The organism is Granulicella pectinivorans, assembly GCF_900114625.1.
Classification (GTDB): domain Bacteria; phylum Acidobacteriota; class Terriglobia; order Terriglobales; family Acidobacteriaceae; genus Edaphobacter; species Edaphobacter pectinivorans.
The window spans coordinates 2,628,206-2,649,175 of record NZ_FOZL01000001.1; the positions used below are offsets into that span (position 1 = coordinate 2,628,206).

Annotated in this window: 16 protein-coding genes; 9 read left to right on the forward strand and 7 right to left on the reverse strand. The window is 62.4% G+C overall.

Annotated elements, in window-relative coordinates:
• Positions 1 to 13 precede the first annotated feature (13 nt).
• The 3 genes from BM400_RS10450 (at position 14) to BM400_RS10460 (ending at position 4,787) form a co-directional block, all read left to right on the forward strand.
• A complete protein-coding gene (locus tag BM400_RS10450) occupies positions 14 to 1,276 on the forward strand; it encodes a glycoside hydrolase family 27 protein (RefSeq protein WP_089841734.1) in 1,263 nt (420 codons plus the stop codon).
• Between the two features lie 23 nt (positions 1,277 to 1,299).
• Positions 1,300 to 2,727: a glycoside hydrolase family 28 protein gene (locus BM400_RS10455; protein WP_089839094.1), complete on the forward strand. Its 1,428-nt coding sequence runs from the start codon at positions 1,300 to 1,302 to the stop codon at positions 2,725 to 2,727.
• 179 nt (positions 2,728 to 2,906) lie between these two features.
• The gene (locus BM400_RS10460) at positions 2,907 to 4,787 is read left to right on the forward strand and encodes a glycoside hydrolase family 2 protein (RefSeq protein WP_089839097.1); all 1,881 of its coding nucleotides are present in this window, start codon (positions 2,907 to 2,909) and stop codon (positions 4,785 to 4,787) included.
• A 24-nt stretch (positions 4,788 to 4,811) separates the two neighbouring features.
• On the opposite strand, the gene BM400_RS10465 is transcribed toward BM400_RS10460, so the two are convergent.
• A complete protein-coding gene (locus tag BM400_RS10465) occupies positions 4,812 to 5,693 on the reverse strand; it encodes a sensor histidine kinase (protein ID WP_089839098.1) in 882 nt (293 codons plus the stop codon).
• Between the two features lie 258 nt (positions 5,694 to 5,951).
• Between BM400_RS10465 and BM400_RS10470 the strand changes: the two genes are divergently transcribed.
• Positions 5,952 to 6,581, forward strand: coding sequence for a response regulator transcription factor (locus tag BM400_RS10470; RefSeq protein ID WP_089839100.1), 630 nt, complete (start codon positions 5,952 to 5,954; stop codon positions 6,579 to 6,581).
• Between the two features lie 206 nt (positions 6,582 to 6,787).
• On the opposite strand, the gene BM400_RS10475 is transcribed toward BM400_RS10470, so the two are convergent.
• On the reverse strand, positions 6,788 to 8,158 hold the full coding sequence (locus BM400_RS10475; RefSeq protein ID WP_245781809.1) for an epoxide hydrolase family protein: 1,371 nt from the start codon (positions 8,156 to 8,158) through the stop codon (positions 6,788 to 6,790).
• 162 nt (positions 8,159 to 8,320) lie between these two features.
• Between BM400_RS10475 and BM400_RS10480 the strand changes: the two genes are divergently transcribed.
• Positions 8,321 to 9,517, forward strand: coding sequence for a peptidylprolyl isomerase (locus BM400_RS10480; protein ID WP_141223875.1), 1,197 nt, complete (start codon positions 8,321 to 8,323; stop codon positions 9,515 to 9,517).
• 336 nt (positions 9,518 to 9,853) lie between these two features.
• Here BM400_RS10480 and BM400_RS10485 read toward each other — a convergent pair whose 3' ends face one another.
• The 4 genes from BM400_RS10485 to mutS are packed head-to-tail and all read right to left on the reverse strand — an operon-like array spanning position 9,854 to position 15,744.
• Positions 9,854 to 11,395: an ABC transporter substrate-binding protein gene (locus BM400_RS10485; RefSeq protein ID WP_245781810.1), complete on the reverse strand. Its 1,542-nt coding sequence runs from the start codon at positions 11,393 to 11,395 to the stop codon at positions 9,854 to 9,856.
• On the reverse strand, positions 11,392 to 11,967 hold the full coding sequence (locus tag BM400_RS10490; protein WP_089839104.1) for a hypothetical protein: 576 nt from the start codon (positions 11,965 to 11,967) through the stop codon (positions 11,392 to 11,394). Before BM400_RS10490 ends, BM400_RS10485 begins: the two co-directional genes overlap by 4 nt.
• Positions 11,960 to 13,117 (reverse strand): anhydro-N-acetylmuramic acid kinase, encoded by a 1,158-nt coding sequence (locus BM400_RS10495; protein ID WP_089839105.1) that lies wholly within the window; start codon positions 13,115 to 13,117, stop codon positions 11,960 to 11,962. The genes BM400_RS10490 and BM400_RS10495 overlap by 8 nt, the downstream gene beginning before the upstream one ends.
• Positions 13,114 to 15,744 (reverse strand): DNA mismatch repair protein MutS, encoded by a 2,631-nt coding sequence (gene mutS / locus BM400_RS10500; RefSeq protein WP_089839107.1) that lies wholly within the window; start codon positions 15,742 to 15,744, stop codon positions 13,114 to 13,116. The genes BM400_RS10495 and mutS overlap by 4 nt, the downstream gene beginning before the upstream one ends.
• Positions 15,745 to 15,905: 161 nt before the next feature.
• Between mutS and BM400_RS10505 the strand changes: the two genes are divergently transcribed.
• Positions 15,906 to 16,934, forward strand: coding sequence for a carboxypeptidase-like regulatory domain-containing protein (locus BM400_RS10505; RefSeq protein WP_141223876.1), 1,029 nt, complete (start codon positions 15,906 to 15,908; stop codon positions 16,932 to 16,934).
• 137 nt (positions 16,935 to 17,071) lie between these two features.
• Here BM400_RS10505 and BM400_RS10510 read toward each other — a convergent pair whose 3' ends face one another.
• Positions 17,072 to 17,701: a TetR/AcrR family transcriptional regulator gene (locus BM400_RS10510; protein ID WP_089839111.1), complete on the reverse strand. Its 630-nt coding sequence runs from the start codon at positions 17,699 to 17,701 to the stop codon at positions 17,072 to 17,074.
• A gap of 64 nt (positions 17,702 to 17,765) precedes the next feature.
• Between BM400_RS10510 and BM400_RS10515 the strand changes: the two genes are divergently transcribed.
• The 3 genes from BM400_RS10515 to hemA all read left to right on the forward strand — a co-directional run bounded on the left by BM400_RS10515 (position 17,766) and on the right by hemA (position 20,814).
• Entirely contained in the window at positions 17,766 to 18,623 is an 858-nt protein-coding gene (locus tag BM400_RS10515) for an aldo/keto reductase family oxidoreductase (RefSeq protein WP_089839113.1), read from the forward strand.
• Between the two features lie 128 nt (positions 18,624 to 18,751).
• Entirely contained in the window at positions 18,752 to 19,576 is an 825-nt protein-coding gene (locus tag BM400_RS10520; protein WP_342714578.1) for a cytochrome C assembly family protein, read from the forward strand.
• The gene (gene hemA / locus BM400_RS10525) at positions 19,573 to 20,814 is read left to right on the forward strand and encodes a glutamyl-tRNA reductase (RefSeq protein ID WP_089839115.1); all 1,242 of its coding nucleotides are present in this window, start codon (positions 19,573 to 19,575) and stop codon (positions 20,812 to 20,814) included. Before BM400_RS10520 ends, hemA begins: the two co-directional genes overlap by 4 nt.
• Positions 20,815 to 20,970 lie beyond the last annotated feature (156 nt).

Here is a 20,970-nt window from a genome sequence, read left to right on the forward strand (position 1 = left end):
TTCGCGTCCTCCCATGGGTTGGAACAGTTGGGACGCCTATGGATTGACGATCACCGAGCCGCAGTTTCGCGACAACGTCAGTATCCTTGCGAAGACGCTGAAGCCCTTCGGTTGGCAGTACGCCGTCATCGACGAAGGATGGTTCCTCAAAAACCCCAAGGACCTCAAGTCGCCGGAGAAGGTCGTCTACGAGCTCGATGCATACGGCCGCTACAATCCCGTGCCGGAGCGGTTTCCCTCTGCCATGATCGACGGAAAAAACCAGGGGTTCCGCGCTCTCGGCGACTACGTCCATGCTCAGGGCCTGAAGTTCGGCATCCACATCGTGCGCGGCATCCCTCGTGAGTCTGTCAGTCGCAACATGCCGGTCGCAAACAGCCGCTTCCACGCGCAGGATGTAGCGGATACAACCGACCCGTGCCCATGGGACCCTACCAATTGGGGAGTCCGTGACACGCCCGCCGGACAAGCATGGTACGACTCTCTCCTCGCGCAGTATGCAGGCTGGGGCGTCGACTTCATCAAGGTAGACTGCATCTCGGATCATCCTTACAAACCGACCGAGATTCGCATGATCCACAAAGCGATCCTGAAGACAGGGCGGCCCATCGTTCTCAGCCTCTCGCCTGGACCGACATCGCCAGGCATTGCGCAGGAGTTGCTCCCTTACGCCCAGATGTGGCGCATCTCGGACGACATCTGGGACTACTGGAAGAACGTCCGGCATGCTCCGCGCAGCCTGCACGATCAGTTCGAACTCGCGGCCGCGTGGTCTCCATACGCGCATGCCGGCCAGTGGCCCGATGCGGACATGCTCCCCCTCGGCTATCTCGATCCGGAGCCCGGTGATGGCGAGGCACGACAGACCCGCTTAACCCAATCGGAGCAACGCATGATGATCACGCTCTGGGCCATCATGCGTTCACCTCTTATCGTCGGTGCCAATCTCACCAGGCTCGACGAGTGGACCGTCAGCCTCCTCACCAACCGCGATGTCCTCAATGTCAATCAGTATGCTCATGATCAGCGCCAGGTCGCACGCGAAGGCAACACGGTTGCATGGACCGCCGCAGGAAAAAATGGCGTCCGTTATCTGGCCCTCTTCAACCTGAACGACCGAGACAAGACCATATCCCGCACCTACGCGTTCTATAACCTGCCCTCGGAAACCTACAGCAGCAGGGAACTGTGGTCGAATGAAGATCGTGAGCGTTCGAGCTCGATCAACCTGACGTTGGCGCCTCACAGTTGCGTCTTGCTCGAACTCAAACCCTAAAGTAAAAGAAGCACAGGAGTCGTATGGCGACGCGCAGATCTTTCCTCTTCAGCTCACTCTCCCTTGCCGGTCTCAATTGGATGCCGTCGTTCGCGCAATCCATGGCGGGAACTGAAATCAACGTATCGTCGCTCGGCGCTGTCGGCGATGGCATCACGCTGGATACGGCCGCGATCCAGCAGGCCATCGACCGGGTATCGTCCGCCGGTGGAGGCCGTGTCATCGTGCCGGGTGGTAAGCGCTTCCTGGTCGGTGCGCTCATGTTGAAGAGCAACGTCGACTTCCATCTCGCGGAGGACGCAGTCCTTCTCGCAAGCCCGGATAAACAGCATTATCCCTTCACCAGGAACAATGGCATCATCAACGCCAACGGTGCCACGAATGTGCGCATCAGCGGTACAGGCCATGTTGACGGACAAGGCATGAAGTTCATGGGCATCTACTCACCCGTTTATGAGCGTTGGGAGCCTCTCCCCTTCCGTCCAAGAATGTTCCATCTCATCGCGTGTACCGGCTTGGAGATATCGGGCATCTCCTTCGGGCACGCGCCAGAGTGGGGTCTACATACCCTCGGCTGCGACCATGTTCTCGTCGAAGGCATCAAGGTCCGCAACTATCTTGACGTGCCAAACTGCGACGCCATGGATCCCGACCGTTGCCGCGATATGGAGATCAGGAACTGCGACATCGTCTGCGCGGACGATGGCATCGTGCTCAAGACGAGTGAGCAAAAGGAAGGGGAGAACTATGGTGTCATGCAGAACGTTACGGTTCGCGATTGCTCCGTAGTCTGTCGCGACAGTGGCATCAAGATCGGCACAGAGACCTTCGGCGATATCTCGAAGATCCTCTTTGAGCGTTGCCGCATCGTCTCCGGTGGTCGCGGTCCCACTATCACTCATCGCCAGCCGGGGAATATCGAAGACGTGGAGTTCCGTGATATCGATTTCCTTGCGCAGCATCACGCAGCTCGCTGGTGGGGCTGGGGCGAAGCGGCATCCGTAACCGTCTGGCCTCGAACCCTCAACGGCAAGACTGGGACCCTCAGCAATATTCGTTTCAGAAATGTTCACGGTGTCGCGGAGAACAGCTTCCGGATCGATGCTCATCCGGACATGCCAATCAGGAATGTCCTTCTGGAAGATTGCTCCGTCAAGATCGACCGCTGGACCCAATATCCCGGTGGCATGTTCGACGATCGTCCCACGCGAGCGGATGACCCGATGCATGAACCCGGTGGATTGGAGAAGCACGACACACCTGCCTACTCACTCAGAAACGTGCAGGGTGCCGTACTGCGCAACTGCACCGCAAGCTGGGGACTTCACCAGGCTCCTTACTTCAGCTACGCCCTGGAAGCGGAGAACGTATCAGGCCTCAAGCTGGAGAACTTCAAAGGGACTGCAGCACGCCCTGGTATGCCCGCCACGTTGATCACCCACAAGCCCTAGCCTCCGGTATCGGATCGTCAGTTCCACGCGCCAACCCCTGCCATCGGGCATGCCTCACCGGCATCTCGTCGATGGTTGCCGGAAAAGAGTAATATTCCCCAGATTACCTTTTCAGACTTTGCCGAACGAACTGTTTTGGCAGCAATGCGTCGGAACCATTCGCCTCCAGAGGAGATTCAATGCACGTACCAAGTCTTTCCCAATATGTCCGGCAAAGCCGGCTCACCGCGGTACTTGTCCTGACACTCTCGTTTGCTGCGCCGCTCCTCGTGGCCCAGAAGCCACTCCAGACACTGCTCGTCGGTGTCGATCAACGAAAGACCGAGTCCCTCAACGGCGATTGGCACTATCTCGTGGAGCAGCCGCCCTTCCGCGAACTCTACGACAACGCCGGCCAGATCCGCGATAGCGGATACGCGCGCAATACCCATCCCAACATCAGCAGCGGGCCCCACAACAGCGAATACGACTTTGCCACCGCGCCAACGCTCAAGGTGCCGGGAGACTGGAACACGCAGGAACCCACCTTGTTCCGCTTTGAGGGCGTCGTCTGGTATCAGCGCGACTTCGTCTACACCCCCAAGGCAGGCACGCGCTCCTTCCTGCATATCGGAGCCGCGAACTATCGCTCCGTCGCGTGGGTCAACGGCACGCGCGTCTGTGAGCATGAGGGTGGCTTCACGCCCTTCGATTGCGAGATCACCAGCGCGGCGCACGCCGGAACCAACGCCGTGGTCATCGCGGTCGATTCGACAAGGCATCAGGACGATATCCCGTCGGTCTCCTACGACTGGTTCAACTACGGCGGCATCACCCGCGATGTCTCGCTGGTGACTGTGCCGGAGCACTTCATCGACGACTACGACGTGCATCTCAAGCATGACGCCACCTTCTCGGCGAAGGACGCTCACACGCTCACCGGGTACGTTCATGTGCAGGATGCTCCCGCCGGCACGAAGGTTCATCTGAACATCCCCGAGGCTGGTGTCAACACCATCGTCAGCACGGACTCGCAAGGACGAGCCGACTTCTCCGTCGACGCAAAGTCCTTGACTCTCTGGTCGCCGGAATCCCCCCGCCTCTATCGCGTCGAGCTCTCAGCAGGACAGGATGCTCTCACCGATCGCATTGGCTTTCGCGATATCCGGGTGGACGGTACGAAGATCCTTCTCAACGGGAAACCTGTCTTCCTGCAGGGCATCAACATGCACGCGGAGGCCCCCGTCCGCGGTGGCAGGGCCAACACCGACGAGGATGTCAACAACATCTTCTCCATGCTGCATGACTTGAATGCCAACTTCGTGCGTCTCTGCCACTATCCACACGACGAGCGGATGGAGCGCAGAGCCGATCGCGACGGCATCATGATCTGGTCTGAGATCCCTCTCTGGCAGCGCATCTCCTTCGATAAAGAGCCCGTCTACAGCAAGGCCGAAGCCATGCTGCATGAGATGATCCGTCGCGACCGCAACAAGGCCTCCGTGATCTTCTGGTCGGTCTCGAACGAGACGCCGAGGAATCCTGCACGCACCGAATTTCTCACCCGCCTCGCCAACGAAGCCAGAAAGACGGACCCCACGCGCCTCATCACATCCGCCCTCATCGGCCCGAAGGTGGATAAGCCGCAGATCCTCCAGGACGATCCCCTCATGGCCGCTCTCGATGTCGTCGGTCAGAACGAGTACATCGGCTGGTACGAAGGACAAGCCGAGGAAGCGGATGAGAAGACCTGGACCTTCACCGCCAACAAGCCGATCATCTTTTCCGAGTTTGGTGCTGAGGCGAAGTTCGGCAATCACGGGACCGCGAAGGATCGCTGGACCGAAGAGCAGGAGGCGAACGTCTATGAGCATCAGTTCAACATGCTGCGAAAGATCCCTGCGGTGCGTGGCCTGACGCCATGGGTGCTGATGGACTTCCGTTCCACCACACGCAACATCCCCAGGCTTCAGGACGGCTACAACCGCAAAGGCCTCTTCTCCGAAAAGATGGAGAAGAAGAAGGCTTTTTACGTGGTGCAGAAGGCGTACAAGGAGCACTCGGTAGGCAAGCCGGAGTAGGCAGCTCCTGGCCCGTCTGCAACGTCAACGCGGCCGCGTCCTATGTGACCGATGCGTCGGGCGAGACTTGGAATCCTTTTGCGGGGAGCGGGGCTGCTTCCCGCGAAAGGATGGTTTGGCCGCAGTGCTTAACCGCAGGACCTTGCCCTTCGTCGACCGCGTTGCGTAGCAGGGGATCGAGAACGCAAACGAGCATCCGTGTCCGTCGTTCCTCGCGGCCCAGAGACGGCCACGGAATCGCTCCACGATAGAGCGGCTGACGCACAGACCAATACCCATGCCGTCTTGCTTCGTCGTATGAAAAGGCTTGAAGAGGTTTGCTAACGACGGAGGGTCGAGCCCAATCCCGGAGTCCGTCACGGTTAGTTGAACGCCATTCCACCCATCCTTCTCCGTCCTGATCCGCAATAACCTGGGACGATCCTCGACCTCCTTCATCGCTTCCATCCCATTCCGAATCAGGTTCAGGATGACCTGCTGGAGCTGCACACGGACACCTGCAACAGGGGGGAGAACGTCTGCAAGGCCGAGCTGCAGGATGACACGGTTCCTCTGGAGCTCGCTCCACGTCCGCGCGATTGCTTCATGGGTCGCCTCATTAAGGTCCACGCGTTCGAGAAGGCTTTCCTCATGCGCGAAGAGCGCCCTCAACTGCGTCACAATCTCGGCGGCCCGGTTGCCGTCGCGGATCGTGCGGCGCGCGGTCTCGAGTGCTCCAGAAATATTGGGCGGATCCGAGGCCAGCATCCGCAGGCAGGTGCTGGCATTGGTGATGATCCCCGAGAGAGGCTGATTCACTTCATGCGCAATCGACGCGGCAAGCAGGCTAAGTTCCGCAAAGTCAATCGACGCCGCACCGTCGTCATGCATCGTTGTCTGGGGAAACGAATCTGCCGTCAATCGCATGGTTTACTTCCTGGCTTGATTCTTGCGGATTCGCCGCTGCCGCGAAACACCACGTCGAGTGCCGTGTGCGCTGGATCGTGTAGAGAGAAACAACTCTTTCGGGGGAGAAGCCCAACGCTTGAACGCGAAGAACCCAATGTTTACTGCATAATCGTGACCGTACAGTGTGGGCCGATGCCTGAAGATCGCGGTCGGCACGCGTCGAGAAATGAGACAATTCGCTCACGTGCGAGAGTACGTTCTTCGAGGTTGCTGCCTATGCCAGATTCCACGCCGATCGTATTTGTTGTCGACGATGACATCTCTGTCCGCGAGTCGCTGGAGTCTCTGATTCGATGCGAAGGCTGGCAGCCGGAGACGTTTGCGTCCGCGCAGGCGTTTCTGGACCACCCGCGGGCTTTCACCCCAAGCTGCCTGATCCTCGACGTCGGTCTGCCCGGCCTAAACGGGCTCGAACTGCAGAAGCGCATCGCGGCCGACCGCAAGGACCTGCCGATCATCTTCATCACCGGGCACGGCGACGTGCCCATGACGGTCAAGGCGATGAAGGGCGGAGCAGCCGAGTTCCTGACAAAACCGTTTGCGGACGAGGCGCTCCTGAGCGCTGTCCGGCACTCGATCGAACGCAGCCATCTCGCGCTTCGCCGCGAGGCCGAGATCAAGACGTTGCGAGATCGTTACGCGCTGTTGACGCCGCGTGAGCGGGATGTCCTGTCCCTGATCGTTGCGGGCATGTCCAATAAACTGGCCGGGGCTGCGATGGGCGTCAGCGAGATCACCGTGAAAGCTCATCGCGGCAAGGTCATGCAGAAGATGCAGGCCGACTCTCTCCCCGGTCTGGTCAAGATGGCGGTCAGACTCCGTCTAACGCCCGTGCGCAGTGCCTGATTCTTCGCCGGCGTCCTCCAGACCCCGGGATGGCGCGCACAGCTTCAGGAAGGCCCATTTCAAAAGAGCGATCGCTACAAGACTGACGACGACGTTCCGCATGACGATGTTCCTTCGGATGAGAGATGGGAGAAGCAGATGGTCTATACCGGGAGCAGGGAAGGCAATACGTGGTCGACCGTGATCCACGTATTGCCGCCCGGTTGTTACGACCGCAGCGATCGAAACGCCTCGCGGAGTTCGGTACTGAAGAGTGCAGGCTGCTCCCACGCGGCGAAGTGTCCGCCCTTCGGGAGCCGGTTGTAATAGATCAATTTGGGATAGGCCTTCTCCGTCCAGCTCTTGGGCGCCGCGTAGATCTCGTCGGGAAAGACGCTGACCGCAGTCGGAACCTGCACACCCTTCGGCGCAAAGAAGGGAAGCTTGCTCTCCCAGTAGAGACGGGCGGAGGAGACTGCCGTGTTGGTCAGCCAGTAGAGCGTAATGTTCTCCAGGATGTCCTCTCGCGTAAGTCCCTCGGACACACCGTCGAAGACACGCGCGATAAGCGCTTGGCTGCGTGCATCATGGTCGAGCATCCACGAGGCCAGGCCGATGGGGGAATCGACAAGTCCATAAAGCGTCTGTGGACGGTTGGCCATCTCCTGCGCATAGCCCAGGCCATGTTTATAGAAGGTGTCGAGCTGATCCCACGCACCCTCCTCGTCCGCGGAGAGGCCTGCCGGAGCCGGTTCGCTGAACTGCAGCGCATGTGCGATCTCCGCAGGAACAGTCGCCGGCATATTGGTGTGGATGCCGATCAGCTCCGGAGGTGCCTGCAGTGCCATCTGTTCCGTCACGGCATTTCCCCAATCGCCGCCCTGTGCAACGAATCGCGTATAACCGACGCGCTTCATCAGCACGATCCAGGCGCGTGCGATGCGCACTGGATCCCATCCCGTCACCGTAGGCGTCCCGGAAAATCCATGACCGGGCAACGAAGGGATGACGACGTCAAACGCATCGTCCGCACTGCCCCCGAAGGCCGTTGGGTCGGTCAGCGGCCCGATGATCTTCATCTGCTCGATGATCGAGCCAGGCCACCCGTGCGTAATGAGGATCGGCAGAGCATGCGCATGTTTCGATCGGACATGGATGAAGTGAATGTTCACCCCATCGATCGTGGTGACGAACTGCGGCAGTGCGTTCAGCCTGGCCTCGACCTTGCGCCAGTCGAAGCTGGTCGCCCAGTACTTGGCAAGCTTCTGCATGGTCGCAAGCCGGACGCCCTGCGATGCATCGTCGACCGTCTCCCGGTCGGGCCAGCGTGTCGCCAGGATGCGCCGGCGCAGGTCCGCCAGATCGGACTTCGGAATATTGATATGGAACGGACGAATGGTGTCGTCACCAGCCACAGGTGCAGGAAGAGGGGTCTCTTGCTCCATGATGGCGGACTCCGCCTCGCCGCTGGATGCAAGGCCCAGAAGACAGAGACTGCTCACTCCCGATTTGATCAGGAAACTCCGCCGGGTGTGGATGTTGCAGGTGTCAGTGGCAGGCGTGCCATCTTCCAATGGAGCCCTTCCGTATTGCGTCATGATAATTCCTCCATGCAGACAGGCACCCATTGCTGCCGAGTTGCCTGTAAGCGATTGCGTCTTGCGATCACACCAGAGGCAGACAGCCATGGCCATTGGCCCTTGGTATCGACCGATACCTAAGTACTGGGTTCCGTGCTCGAGCGGGTGTATAACCTGTGGATGCTGCCTTTCCGCGCTCTCGTCGCCGCCTGCGTCTTCGCGTTCACGCTTCATGCCGACTGCCAGTCGAGCGAGCCCACTGCCGTGATCGACACGACGGCCGGCAGGATGACCTGCACGCTGCTGACGCATGAGCGCCCCCTCACGACCGCTCGTTTCATCGGGCTGGCGCAGGGAACCACGGCATGGGTTCAGCCGGATGGTTCAGCCGGAGGCGGCAAGCCGTTCTACGACGGCACGCGTATCTTCCCCCAGGCTGCGGGAGTCGCTGCCGGGGTGCGTGCCACACCCTCCGAGCAGCCCGCCGGCGAGACATTCCCCGCGGAAGCAACTCCGGCATTGCTCTTCGACCAGCCTGGGCTCCTCGCCATGACGATCGCCAAAGGCAGCGCAGGACCATCCCGCTTCCTCATCACGGATCATGCGAATCGAGAGGTGGACGGCCACGCGGTGGTCTTCGGCCGATGCGACGAAGCCACGGTCAGGCTGGTAGCCACCATACGGCACATCCTGCAGAGCACCGACAACCACCCCACCACGCCGTTTGCCGTCAACCACATTGCGATTGTTCCCGCAGGGACGCCGCTCCCCCCGCCCGCACCGCAAGTAGCCGCCAACACGATCCTGCCGGCGCAACCGATCACGGCGCTGGCCGCTCCTTCAGGACCGGAACCCACAGGGCCGACGGCCATTCTCGAGACCAGCATCGGGCGCATCTCCTGTCGCTTATTCACACGAGAGAGTCCGATTGCCACCAGTACGTTTCTGGGGCTGGTGGATGGAACGAAGGACTGGACCGACCCAACGACGCACGTCGTCCAGCATCATCACCGCTTCTACGATGGCATGGCGATCGACCGTGTGCTCCCGGACTTCTACATCCAGTTCGGCGACATCACCGGCGACATCAGCGGGAAGGTCGATATCGGCTTCCGCTTCAGGAACGAGACCGCGCCTGGCCTCACCTTCGATCGTCCCGGGCGGCTCGCGTTTGGCAACGGTGGCCCCGACACGAACAACAGCGAACTCTTCTTTGCGCTGAATCCGATGCATGTGCTCGATGGCGGCTACCCCATCATTGGGCAGTGCGACGCGGCATCGGTGGCGGTCCTGGAGCGGATGGCGCATCTGCCGCGCAACGCCTCGAACCTTCCGCTGACGCCGGTCGTCATACGCCACGTCGTCGTCCAGCCCTGATCGCGAGGGATCTTACGGTCCTCCTGTTACGACTGCATGAAAAGTGGGACGTCGGCGAGCAATGTTGCTCACCCCCGCATACTTTCCTTGGAAGCCAAAGCTCGAAAACACGGATTGGTAAAGCATTTCGAGCAAGCCGTTGTACTATGGACCTATGGCACAAAAACAAGTTACGATCGTTTGCAAGCGTTGCCTGTGCAAAGAAGTTCGAGTCTCGCATCGACGCTGGTACGAGTACGCTCTTAGCTTGTTCAAACTCGCACCGTTCCGCTGCATGGCCTGCCAGCGGCGTTTCTTCCATCCCTACTCCGGGCAGCAGCGTCACTAATCGTGCGCTCAGCGTGTCCAGGCGTCCCGCAGGAAATCGAACGTGCCCGATCCCCGCACGACCATCCCGCCCATCCTGTTCCCGTACACCAGTTCATTGTTTGGATACCACAGCGGAATCACCGGCAGCTCCTCGGCCACAATCCTCTGTAGCTCTACATAGTCGGCCCGCCGCTGGCCTTCGTCCGTCTCCGCCGCGGCCTTCGCAATCAGGCCATCCACCTTCGCATTCGAGTAGCGTCCACGGTTCCCGCCCTTGGGCGGAAAGCTCGCCGTCCCATACGCATACCGAAAGATATCCGGATCCTCATTGCTCCCGATCCAGCGCAGAATATACATCTGGAACGCGCCCTTGGTGATGTCCGCGTAGAACGTCCCAAACTCCGCCGAACGAGTCGTCAGCTCAATCCCCGCAGCCCTCATCTGCTGTTGCAGCACCGCCGCCAGCAGACGCGTCGTCTCATCGGTCGAGGTCTTCAACGTCACCCGCAGCCGCACACCGTTCTTGTCCGCATGGAACCCCGCAGCCTCCAGCAACGCCTGCGCCCGTGCCACGTTATGCGGATACTGCGGCAGCTCAGCGGCGCTCGCCGCCGCCCAGTGTCCCTCCGGCAGCAGGGTAGACGCGGCCTTCGCCTGCCCGCGCCACAGCGCCTGGATGATCGCCGGCTTGTCCATCGCGAACGCCATCGCTTGCCGCACGCGCTTGTCCCGCAACACCGGATCCTGCACATTCAGCGTCATGTAGATCGCGATGGAACTCTCATCCGTCGCGACCGAAAGATTCGGAGCCTGCTCCAGCGCATGCACCATGTCCAGCGTCACCACGTTGCTCACCACATCGGCGGAGCCCTTCTTCATCTCCAGCGCCGTCGTAATCGTGTCCGGCACCACCGCGAACCGCACATGATCGACTAGATGCTTCCCCGGGGGAGGCACAGCCGGGGCACGCCAGCACAGCGGACTGCGCTCCAGCACGACCTCTTTGTCCTGCACCGCACTCACAAAGCGAAACGGCCCGGAACCGATCGGATGCAGTCCCAGGTCCTTGCCCGCGCCACGCGGCACCACGCCAAACAGCCCATCGCTCATATTGAACAGAAGCCCCGAGAACGGATACTTCGTATGCACCACAACCGTCAGCCGGTCCGGCGTCTCCACGCTCTTCACCGCCGCAAAGTTGCCGCTCTTGCTCGAAACGATCGTGCCGTCGATCAGCGAACGAATCGTCCACGCAACATCGTCCGCCTCCAGCGGACGCCCATCGTGAAACCGCACCCCATCGCGCAGGTGGAACACCCAGGTCACCGCGTCCGGCCTCTCCCAGCTGGTAGCCAGCCATGGCTGCAACACGAAGTGATCGTCCTTCACCACCAGCGCGTCGAACACCAGCGATCCCACCCGCTCCGACTGGGCATCCGTGCCCTGCCGCAGGTCCAGGTTGTTCGGGCTCGACTCGATCGCCATCACCACCGAACCCGGCGCCTCGTTGCGCGCACGGCATCCCGCCAGCGCCAGCACCGGCAGCAACAATGCGACACGCAGCCTCATGGCAGCGCCGCCATTCCCGTCAGAATCGCCGCGAAGTCCTGCCGCGAGTTCTCCTCGCCCACCATCCGCACCACGCGCCGCCCGTCTCGTTCCAGACACGTCACATGCAGCGTGGCCTCCTCGGCATTGCCATGCTCCAGGCACACGAATCGCGCCGCATTGGCGTCGCTCAGGGGATACACCGCCGCGACCTCGCCATTGCTGATCGCCACCTTCTCCAGTGAATTCAACGTATTCAGCATCCGTTGATAGTCGGCATCCGGTCCGCCCAACTCATCCATATCCACCGTATCCAAACGTGCATGCCACTTGTAAGGCTTCTCCAGATGCAGGTCGGAGCGGCCCACGCTGTTGTGCTCTCGCCAGCCCTTCGGAAGCTTCACCGCGGCGTTATGCAGCGTGGCCTCATGACGATGCGCAACACCCCACATCCACGCCACCGACACCGGTCCCGCCGCATACCAGAACAGCGCAGCCAGGCCGATCGCCACAGTCCCAATCAGGACGTACAGCCCCCCAAGGTTCCGCTGCCACCAGAGCAGAACCCGCTCCATCATCATCGGCTCATCCATACGTCACCTTGCCCAGCACAACATCGCGCATCGCCCCGGTCGCTGCCTTCACGTTGCCCGTCTGCCTGTGCCACGTCAGCCACGCCATCAGCGCGAACGCAACACCCTCCTTCGCCTGGGGCGGCAGTCCAAGCGCATCGATCGCCTGGACCTTCACGCCCAGCGGAGCAAACCCATCCCGCAGCATCTCCATCAGAAAACCATTCCGAGCCCCACCACCGGCAACACAAAAATCCACACGAGCCAGCGGAGCCTTTTGCCCCAGGTGCGCCCAGACAAACCTGCGATACGCATCCACGATCGACTCCACGGTCAAAGCTGTGGCCGTGGCGATCACATCCGCATCCGTCCCACCCGCGCTCCTGCACCGCGCAATAAAATGCGTAACGAAATCCGTGCCAAACTCCTCCCGCCCGCACGACTTCGGCGGCAACGCCGCGAAGTAGGGTTCCTGCAGCACCGCCGCAACGACATCCGTCAGCACCCGGCCCTTGCGCCCGGTAGCGCCGTTCCGGTCGAAGCGCTTCCCATAAAGCTGCTCCATGCACCCATCGATCACCATGTTCGCCGGCCCAGTATCGAAGGCCATCACATCCTGCGCCCCACCGCCCGCCGGAATCGCCGTAAGATTCCCGATCCCGCCCAAATTCTGCAACACCCGGCTCCGCGTCGTATGCCCAAACAGATGCACATCCAGCATCGGCACCAGCGGAGCACCCTGCCCACCCGCTGCAAGATCCGCCGGCCTGAAGTCGCTCACCACCGGCACTCGCAGCCTCTCGGCAATCACGCTCGCCTCGCCGATCTGCCACGTCGTCCTCACCGGCGCCCCAAGGTACTTGCTCGCCACAGCCTGGTGATAGATCGTCTGCCCATGACACCCAACGAGCTCCACCCTCACCCCAGCCGACTTGGCCGCAGCCTCCACCGCATCCGCGTACAGAGCCCCCAGCCGCCAGTGCAAACGGCTCATCTCCGCCACCGGCATCGCCTCGGCATTCATCGCCGCCAGCACCGCCTTGCGTACCGCGGTCGGATACCGCGACTCCGTCCATCCCACCAGCTTCACCCGCCCACCCGCACCGATGCGGCAGATCGCCACATCGATCCCATCCGCCGAAGTCCCACTCATCACACCCGCGACGATCATGCCGACCCCTTCAACTCCCGCTGCAACTCCGCCAGCAGATTCAGAGCCTCCCGTGGCGTCATCTCATCCACATCCACCTCGGCCAGCTTATCGACGATCCTCTGCGACAGCGGGGTAAACATCGTCATCTGCAACGAAGCCGGCTCCGGAGCCGAGGCCTCACGAATCTGCTGAGTCTCCGCCCGCTCATGCACCTTCAGCACCTCACGCGCCCGCCCAATTACCTGGGCCGGAAGCCCCGCCAGCCGCGCCACTTCAATGCCATAGCTCTTGCTCGCCGGCCCCGTCTCCACCGTATGCAGAAACACGATCCCGCCCGCCGTCTCCTTCGCCGTCACCCGCAGATTCTTCAACCGCGCCAGCTTCTCCGCCAGCAGCGTCAGCTCATGGTAGTGCGTCGCAAACAGCGTCCGCGCCCCAATCCGGTCATGCATATGCTCGACCGTCGCCCACGCCAGCGACAACCCGTCATACGTCGCCGTGCCGCGTCCCATCTCGTCCAGCAGCACCAGCGACTTCGCCGTCGCCGTATTCAAAATCGCCGCCGTCTCCGTCATCTCCACCATGAACGTCGACCGGCCTCGCGCCACATTGTCGCTCGCGCCAATCCTCGTATAGATGCGGTCCACCAGCCCCACCCGCATCGAATCCGCCGGCACAAACGAGCCACACTGCGCCATGATCACCAGCAGCGCCGCCTGCCGCAGATACGTACTCTTACCACCCATGTTCGGCCCTGTAATCAGCGCGATCGACGGCCCACCCACCGCATCCAGATGCAGCGAATTCGGCATGAACCGCCCCACGCCACTCTCCTCCATTCGCCTCTCCACCACCGGATGCCGCGCCCCCAGAAACTCCAGCACCGAGCTCTCTTCGACCACCGGCTTCACCCACCCACGCAGCGCCGCCAGATGGCTGAAGCACGCCAGCAGATCGATCTCCGCGATCTTCCGTGCCGCCTCCCGCATCCGCGGAGCCCCACCGAGCAAATGACGCCGCAGCTCATGGAACAGCCTCCGCTCGATCTCCCCCGACCGCTCCTGCGCCGTCAGAATCTTCGCCTCATACTCCTTCAGCTCAGGCGTCGTGAACCGCTCCGCATTCACCAGCGTCTGCTTCCGCTCATAGTCCGCCGGCACCGACTTCGCATTGGCCTTGGTCACCTCAAGGTAGTAGCCAAACACCGTGTTGAACCGCACCTTCAGCGACCCGATCCCGGTCCTCTGCCTCTCCCGCTCTTCAATCGCCACCAGCGCCTGCCGCCCGCTCCGGCTCAACTCCCGCAACTCATCCAGCTCCGCATCCACCCCCGCGCGAATCACCCCGCCATCGGCCAGGTTCACCGGAGCGTCTTCCGCAATCGCGAGCGCGATCATCTCATGCAGATCCTCCAGCGCATCCAACTGCTCCGCCAGCGCCCTCCACCGAGCACTGCCAAACTCCCTGACCGCCGCCCGTACCCCAGGCAGCGCCCCAATCGTCCCCGCCAGCGACAACACCTCCCGCGGCCCAGCCGAATCCAAAGCCACCCGCCCCAGCAGCCGCTCCAGGTCCAGCACGTTATCCATCGACCGCCGCAGCCCTTCGCGCTTGCGCAGATCCCCCGCAGCCTCACCCACCGCCTCCAGCCGAGCCGCAATCTCCCGTAACCCGCTCGCCGGCCGCAGAAGCGTAGCCCGCAGCAGCCTCTTCCCCATCGGCGTGCAACAGGCGTCCAGCGTATAGAAGAGCGTCGTCTGCACCGTCTCGCCCGAGAACAGAGGCTCCACCAGCTCCAGGTTCCGCACACTCACCGCATCCAGCTCCAGGCAGTTCGACCGCTCATAGAACCGCACGCCATCCACATGCTCCAGCGCCCCCTGCTTGGTCGCCCGCAGATAGTGCAGCATCGCCCCCGCCGCCACCCCCGCCGCCTCATGCCCGCCCAGTCCCATGCCGTCCAGCGAATGCACCTTGAAGTGATTCCTCACCATCGGCAGCGCATAGTCCGCCGTAAATACCCACTCATCCAGCGCCGTCTTCGTCCGTATCCCCTCAAACGCCCCGGAAGCATCCTCCGACGCTCCACCAAATTCCAGCGTCGCTGCCCCCTTCAACCCACCCCCGGGATACAGCAACTCCACCGGCTTCACCCGCCCCAGCTCATCGGTAGCCGCCACCCACGCCCCATCCCCCGCAAACTCCGTCGCCCGAAACTCCCCGGTAGAAAGATCCATCAGCGCCAACCCAATGCCCTTACCCAACACCGACAAACTAGCCAGCCAGCAGCTATCGCTCGCCTCCATTCCCGGATCGATCGACGTCCCAGGCGTCAGCACCCGCGTCACATCGCGCTTGACGATCGTCTTTGTCAGCTTCGGGTCTTCCACCTGCTCCAGCAGCGCAATCTTGTACCCCATCCGCAGCAGCTTCTGCAGATACGCCTCGGCCGAGTGCCACGGCACCCCGCACATCGGCTGCTTCTTCTCCCGGTCCCGCGCCGTCAGCGTCAGTTGCAGCAGGCGTGCCACCAGAATCGCGTCGTCATAGAACAACTCGTAAAAATCGCCCACCCGGCAGAACATCAGGCAATCCGGATGCTGCTCCTTGGCCCCAAAATACTGCCGCATGACCGGCGTCTGCATCGCCGCGTCCAAACTCGCCGTGGATGTCGTCTGTTCACTCACCAAGGCTCAGGATACCGCACCGCGTGCCCCAGCCCCACCCCAGCGCCGTCGCCCCCGGTCAACGCTCCTTTTGGATCGATTCGGCACCTTCCGTCCTCTAATCCCCAGAAGGATCTCGATTGAAACTCATAAACTTCGTTTTGCTCGCCTCGCTCTCCTGCGCCCTCGCGGCCCAGACGCCTGCCCCAGTTCAGCCCCAAAGCCAGCCCCAACCCCTTCCCGATGCCCCCCAGGCCGGCGCGGGCACCATCTCCGGCCGCATCACCGACGCCGACGCCTACATCGTCCCCGACACCATCATCGCCCTCGACGGTGAAACCCCCGCCGACCATCAGGTCATCGCCGCCGACGATCAGGCCCTCTTCACCTTCCACGATCTCCGTCCCGGCGTCACCTACCGCCTCAGCATCCACGCCAAGGGCTTCTCCGACTGGACCTCCGCCCCCATCCTCCTCACCCCCGGCCAGACCCTCGACCTGAACGACATCAAGCTCGTCGTGGGCGACGTCATCACGACGGTCAGCGCCGTCTCCGCCGAAAAGGTCGCGCTCGAACAGGTCCAAAACGAAGAAAAACAACGCGTCTTCGGATTCATCCCTAACTTCTACGTCGTCTACGACCCACGCTTCGTCCCTCTCACCACCAAGCTGAAGTTCCAACTCGCCGCCCGCTCCGCGACCGACGCCGTCACCCTCGGCAGCGCAGTCTTCCTCGGAGCCATCGACCAGGCCGCCTTCACCCCCAGCTACGTCCAGGGCACCAAGGGCTTCGGACAGCGCGTCGGCGCCGTCTACGCCAACGCCTCCACCAACATCATGATCGGCGGAGCCATCCTCCCCACCCTCTTCCATCAGGATCCCCGTTACTTCTACCAGGGAACCGGAACCAAGCGCTCTCGCGTCATCCACGCCCTCTCCGCGCCCTTCGTCGCCAAAGGCGATAACGGCCTCTGGCAGCCCAACTACTCCAGCATCGGCGGCGACCTGATATCGAACGCTCTCTCCAACGTCTACTACCCGCCCGCCGACCGTGGCGTTGGCCTGGTCTTCACCAACACCCTCATCAGCACCGCCGGTCGCATGGTCAACGGCCTCGTCCAGGAGTTTCTCCTGCGCAAGTTCACCTCGCACTCCCAGAGCTCCTTCTAGCGCCGATAACGCGGCCGCCCCATAACCTGCCCTGAGCTTGTCGAATGGGTCTCGTCTTGGAAATGTGGGTGTCCGGCCGCTAGATCGCAAGGAACGGGACAAAGTGCCGCCTTCGCGCAAAGCTGGCTGACTGCCCGTCAGGCCCTGCAAGCCTCCAGGTAAGAGCAGGCAAAAAACATCAACTCCTCCCGCACCCCCGCCACGATCTTCCCCGGAGCAGGAGACTCAAGCAGCCCCCGGCTCACCCCCACCATCGCCCCATACAGCATCTCGGCCGCCCTCTGCGGCTCGCGCGTCATGGCGTCGCAGGAACTCTCCAGCATCCCCGCAATCGCCTTCAGCGAACGCGTGCCCTTCGTCTTCACAATGCGTGCCGCATCCACATCCGAGGCCACCGCATACAGCGCCGCACTCGTCGCCACGCTCTGCATCTTCGCCTGCAGAAAACCCTCGATCAGCGCGGTGGCCATCACCTGCAAAGGCTGCCCCCTCTGCTCCCGGCACACCCTCTCCACCGCCTTGGTCACACCGTCGAGATGCCGTGTCAGAACTTCCTGCAGAAGCGCCTTCTTGTTCGGGAAGTACTGATACAGCGTGCCCACCGACACCCCCGCCCGATGCGCGACCTTCGTCGTCGTGAGCTCCTCCTGCCCCACGCTCAGCAAAACCTGAACGGTCGCCTCGAGAATCGCCTCCACGCTCGCCGTCGAGCGAGCCTGAACCGGCGTCTTCCTTGGGCTAAAGACATCGATCGTCGGTGTCGGCAAATGCGAACTCCTAACCTGAAGCTTTCTTCATCTAATCACAAGAATGCCAAAGAGGAGCCCCACCATGTCGACCCGCACCCCTTTCACCCTTCCCAAAACGAACATCACCCTGAACCGCATGGGATACGGCGCCATGAAGCTCGCCGGACCCCACGTCTGGGGCCCGCCCGCCGACGTCGATCAGGCCATTGCCATCCTCCGAGAGGCCGTCGCCTCCGGCGTCAACCACATCGATACCTCGGACTTCTACGGGCCGCACGTCACCAACCAGATCATCAAACAGGCCCTCCACCCCTACGCCGCCCACCTCACCATCGTCACCAAACTCGGTGCCCGCCGCGGAGCCGACTCCTCCTGGCTTCCCGCCCTCTCCAAACAGGAGCTCATCGACGGTGCCCACGACAATCTCCGCAACCTGGGCCTCGACGTGCTCGACATCGTCAACCTCCGCGTAGGCCCACCCCTCATCCCCGCCGACGGCTCCATCGCGGAACCCCTGACGGTCCTCGCCGAACTCCAGCAGCAGGGTCTCATCCGCCACATCGGCCTCTCGAACGTCTCCCCCGCACAACTCGCCGAAGCCCAGAAGATCGCCAACATCGTCTGCATCCAGAACGAATACAACATCGCCAAACGCACCGACGACGCCTTCATCGACGATCTGGCCAGGCAGGGAATCGCCTACGTCCCCTTCTTCCCCCTCGGCGGCTTCACCCCGCTCCAGTCCTCCACGGTCGATGAGGTAGCAAAGTCCCTCGAAGCCACCCCCATGCAGGTTGCCCTCGCCTGGCTCCTCCACCGTTCGCCCAACATTCTCCTCATACCCGGCACCTCATCTCTCGTCCACCTCCGCGAGAATCTGCAAGCCGCCAACCTCGACCTGCCCGCCGAAGCTCTCGCCACCCTCAACGGCCTCGCGTAGCCCATCACGACCGGTCTGCCCCACCCTGGCGCGGTCATGGCGCGCGGGGTGGGGTACTGCGCCGCTGGGACAGCCACCCGCGCACCCGCTATACTTAACTTTTGCCCATATTCGCCTCTCAAGACGATATGGCCATCTCTCTTATGTCCCTCCTCTGGCTCAGAGTCGCGGTTCTCCTCTACGGCATAGCGTCCCTCGCGGTGTTGCCCGCGGCCCTGTACGATCGCCCCCGCTGGCGTCACGTCGCCGTCCCCGCCACCATCGCCGCCCTGCTCTTCCACTTCGTCTCCTTCTCGGAGAGCATGAATGCCGCGCACCACGCCCTCCCCGTCGACACGCACGAGACCCAGGGACTCCTCGCCCTCCTCCTCGCGCTCGCCTTCCTGCTCGTTTACTGGCGCTATAAGACCGTCTCCCTCGGCATCTTCATCCTGCCCATCGTCGTCCTCCTGACGGTCGTCCCGGCCTTCCGCCCCAGCCACGAGAACCTCGCCCTCGCCCACTCCAACTGGATCTTCCTCCACGTCATCCTGCTCCTCGCTGGATACGCCTGCCTCATCCTCTCCCTCCTGGCCTCGCTCCTCTACCTGGTGCAGGAGCGCCGCCTCAAGGCGAAATCCCACCTCCTCCCGCGCGTGAAGCTCCCGCCCCTCGACACCATCGACCAGATCGCCCTCAAGACCCTCCTCTTCGGCCTCCCCTGCATGACCGCCGGCCTCCTCATCGGATCCGCCGTCGCCGCCACCACCGTCGGCCCCGCCTTCTTCATCGACCCCAAGGTCCTTCTCTCCTTCGCCATGTGGCTCGCCTACGTTGGCATGATCCACATCCGCCGCATCTCCGGCCTCCGCGGACGCCGCGCCGTCTATCTCTCCACCTTCGTCTTCTTCGTCGTCGTCACCGTCTGGGCCGCCAACCAGTTCTCCGCCGTCCACAAGTTTGGTGGCGTATGAGCCAGAACCTCGTCCTCCTCGGCATCAACCACACCACCGCCCCCATCGAGGTCCGCGAGCGCCTCGCCATCCCCGCCGGTCGCCTCGCCGACGCCACGCGCACCCTGCTCCACCAGCCCGGCATCCGCGAAGGCCTCATCCTCTCCACCTGCAACCGCGTCGAGCTCCTCACCCTCCAGCAGGACACCCCAGACCTCCTCCGCTTCCTCGACGAGTACTTCGCCGTCCCCGCCGCCACCATCCGCCCGCACCTCTACGAGTTCCGCGAGCGCGAGGCCGTCCGACATCTCTTCCGCGTAGCCAGCTCCCTCGACTCCATGGTCGTCGGCGAGCCCCAGATCCTCGGCCAGGTCAAAGAGTCCTACACCGTGGCCCGCGAGGTCGGAGCCGTCGCCAGCAACCTCGAAGGCCTCCTCCAGCGCGCCTTCACGGTAGCCAAGCGCGTCCGCACCGAAACCCAGGTAGGCTCCTCCTCCGTGTCCATCGCCAGCGTAGCGGTCGACCTGGCCCGGAAGATCTTCGGGTCGTTATCAGGAAAGACGATCCTCCTCGTTGGAGCCGGCAAAATGTCCGAGCTGGCAGCCCGCCATCTCATCCAGCAGGGCGCAGCCTCCATCCTCGTCTCCAACCGCACCTACGCCCGCGCCGAAAAGATCGCTGCCACCATCACCGCGTCCATCGGCGAGAAGCCCGTCACCGCCGAGATCCTGCCCTTTGAGGATCTCTACGCGCACGCCCATCGCGCCGACATCGTCATCACCTCCACCGGTGCCCCCGACAAAATCTTCACCCGCGCCCACGGCCGCCAGTTCCTCGACCGTCGCCGCAACCGTCCCATGTTCTTCATCGATATCGCCGTCCCCCGCGACGTCGACCCCGACATGAACAAGGTCGAGGGCTGCTTCGTCTACGACATCGACGACCTCCAGCAGACCGCCGCCGCCAACCTCGCCGACCGCTCCCGCGAAGCCGCCGCCGCCGAGACCATCGTCTCCGGTGAAGTCGACCGTTACCAGCAGCGCATCCAGTCCCTCGACGCCGTCCCCGCCATCAAGGCCCTCCAGCAAAGCGCCGAGATCATCCGTCTCGGCGAACTCGGCCGCATCGAGTCCAAGCTCGGCGACCTGACCCCCGCCCAGAGGGAAGTGGTCGAGGCGATGACCCGCTCCCTCACCGCCAAGCTCCTCCACCCTCAGCTCACCGCCCTCCGCGACCCCAGCAAACGCAACCTCGGCTAAGCGTTATCCAGATAACGTCCAAAACCATATTTTGGCCACGTTATCCATCCATTTCTCCACGGTGTGCCGGCCCGAAAACTACAGGTAAATGCCGAAGAAACCGGCATAAAACCCGAAGAAACGCCGACTTCCACCAGAGAAGCCCCATAAATGCCA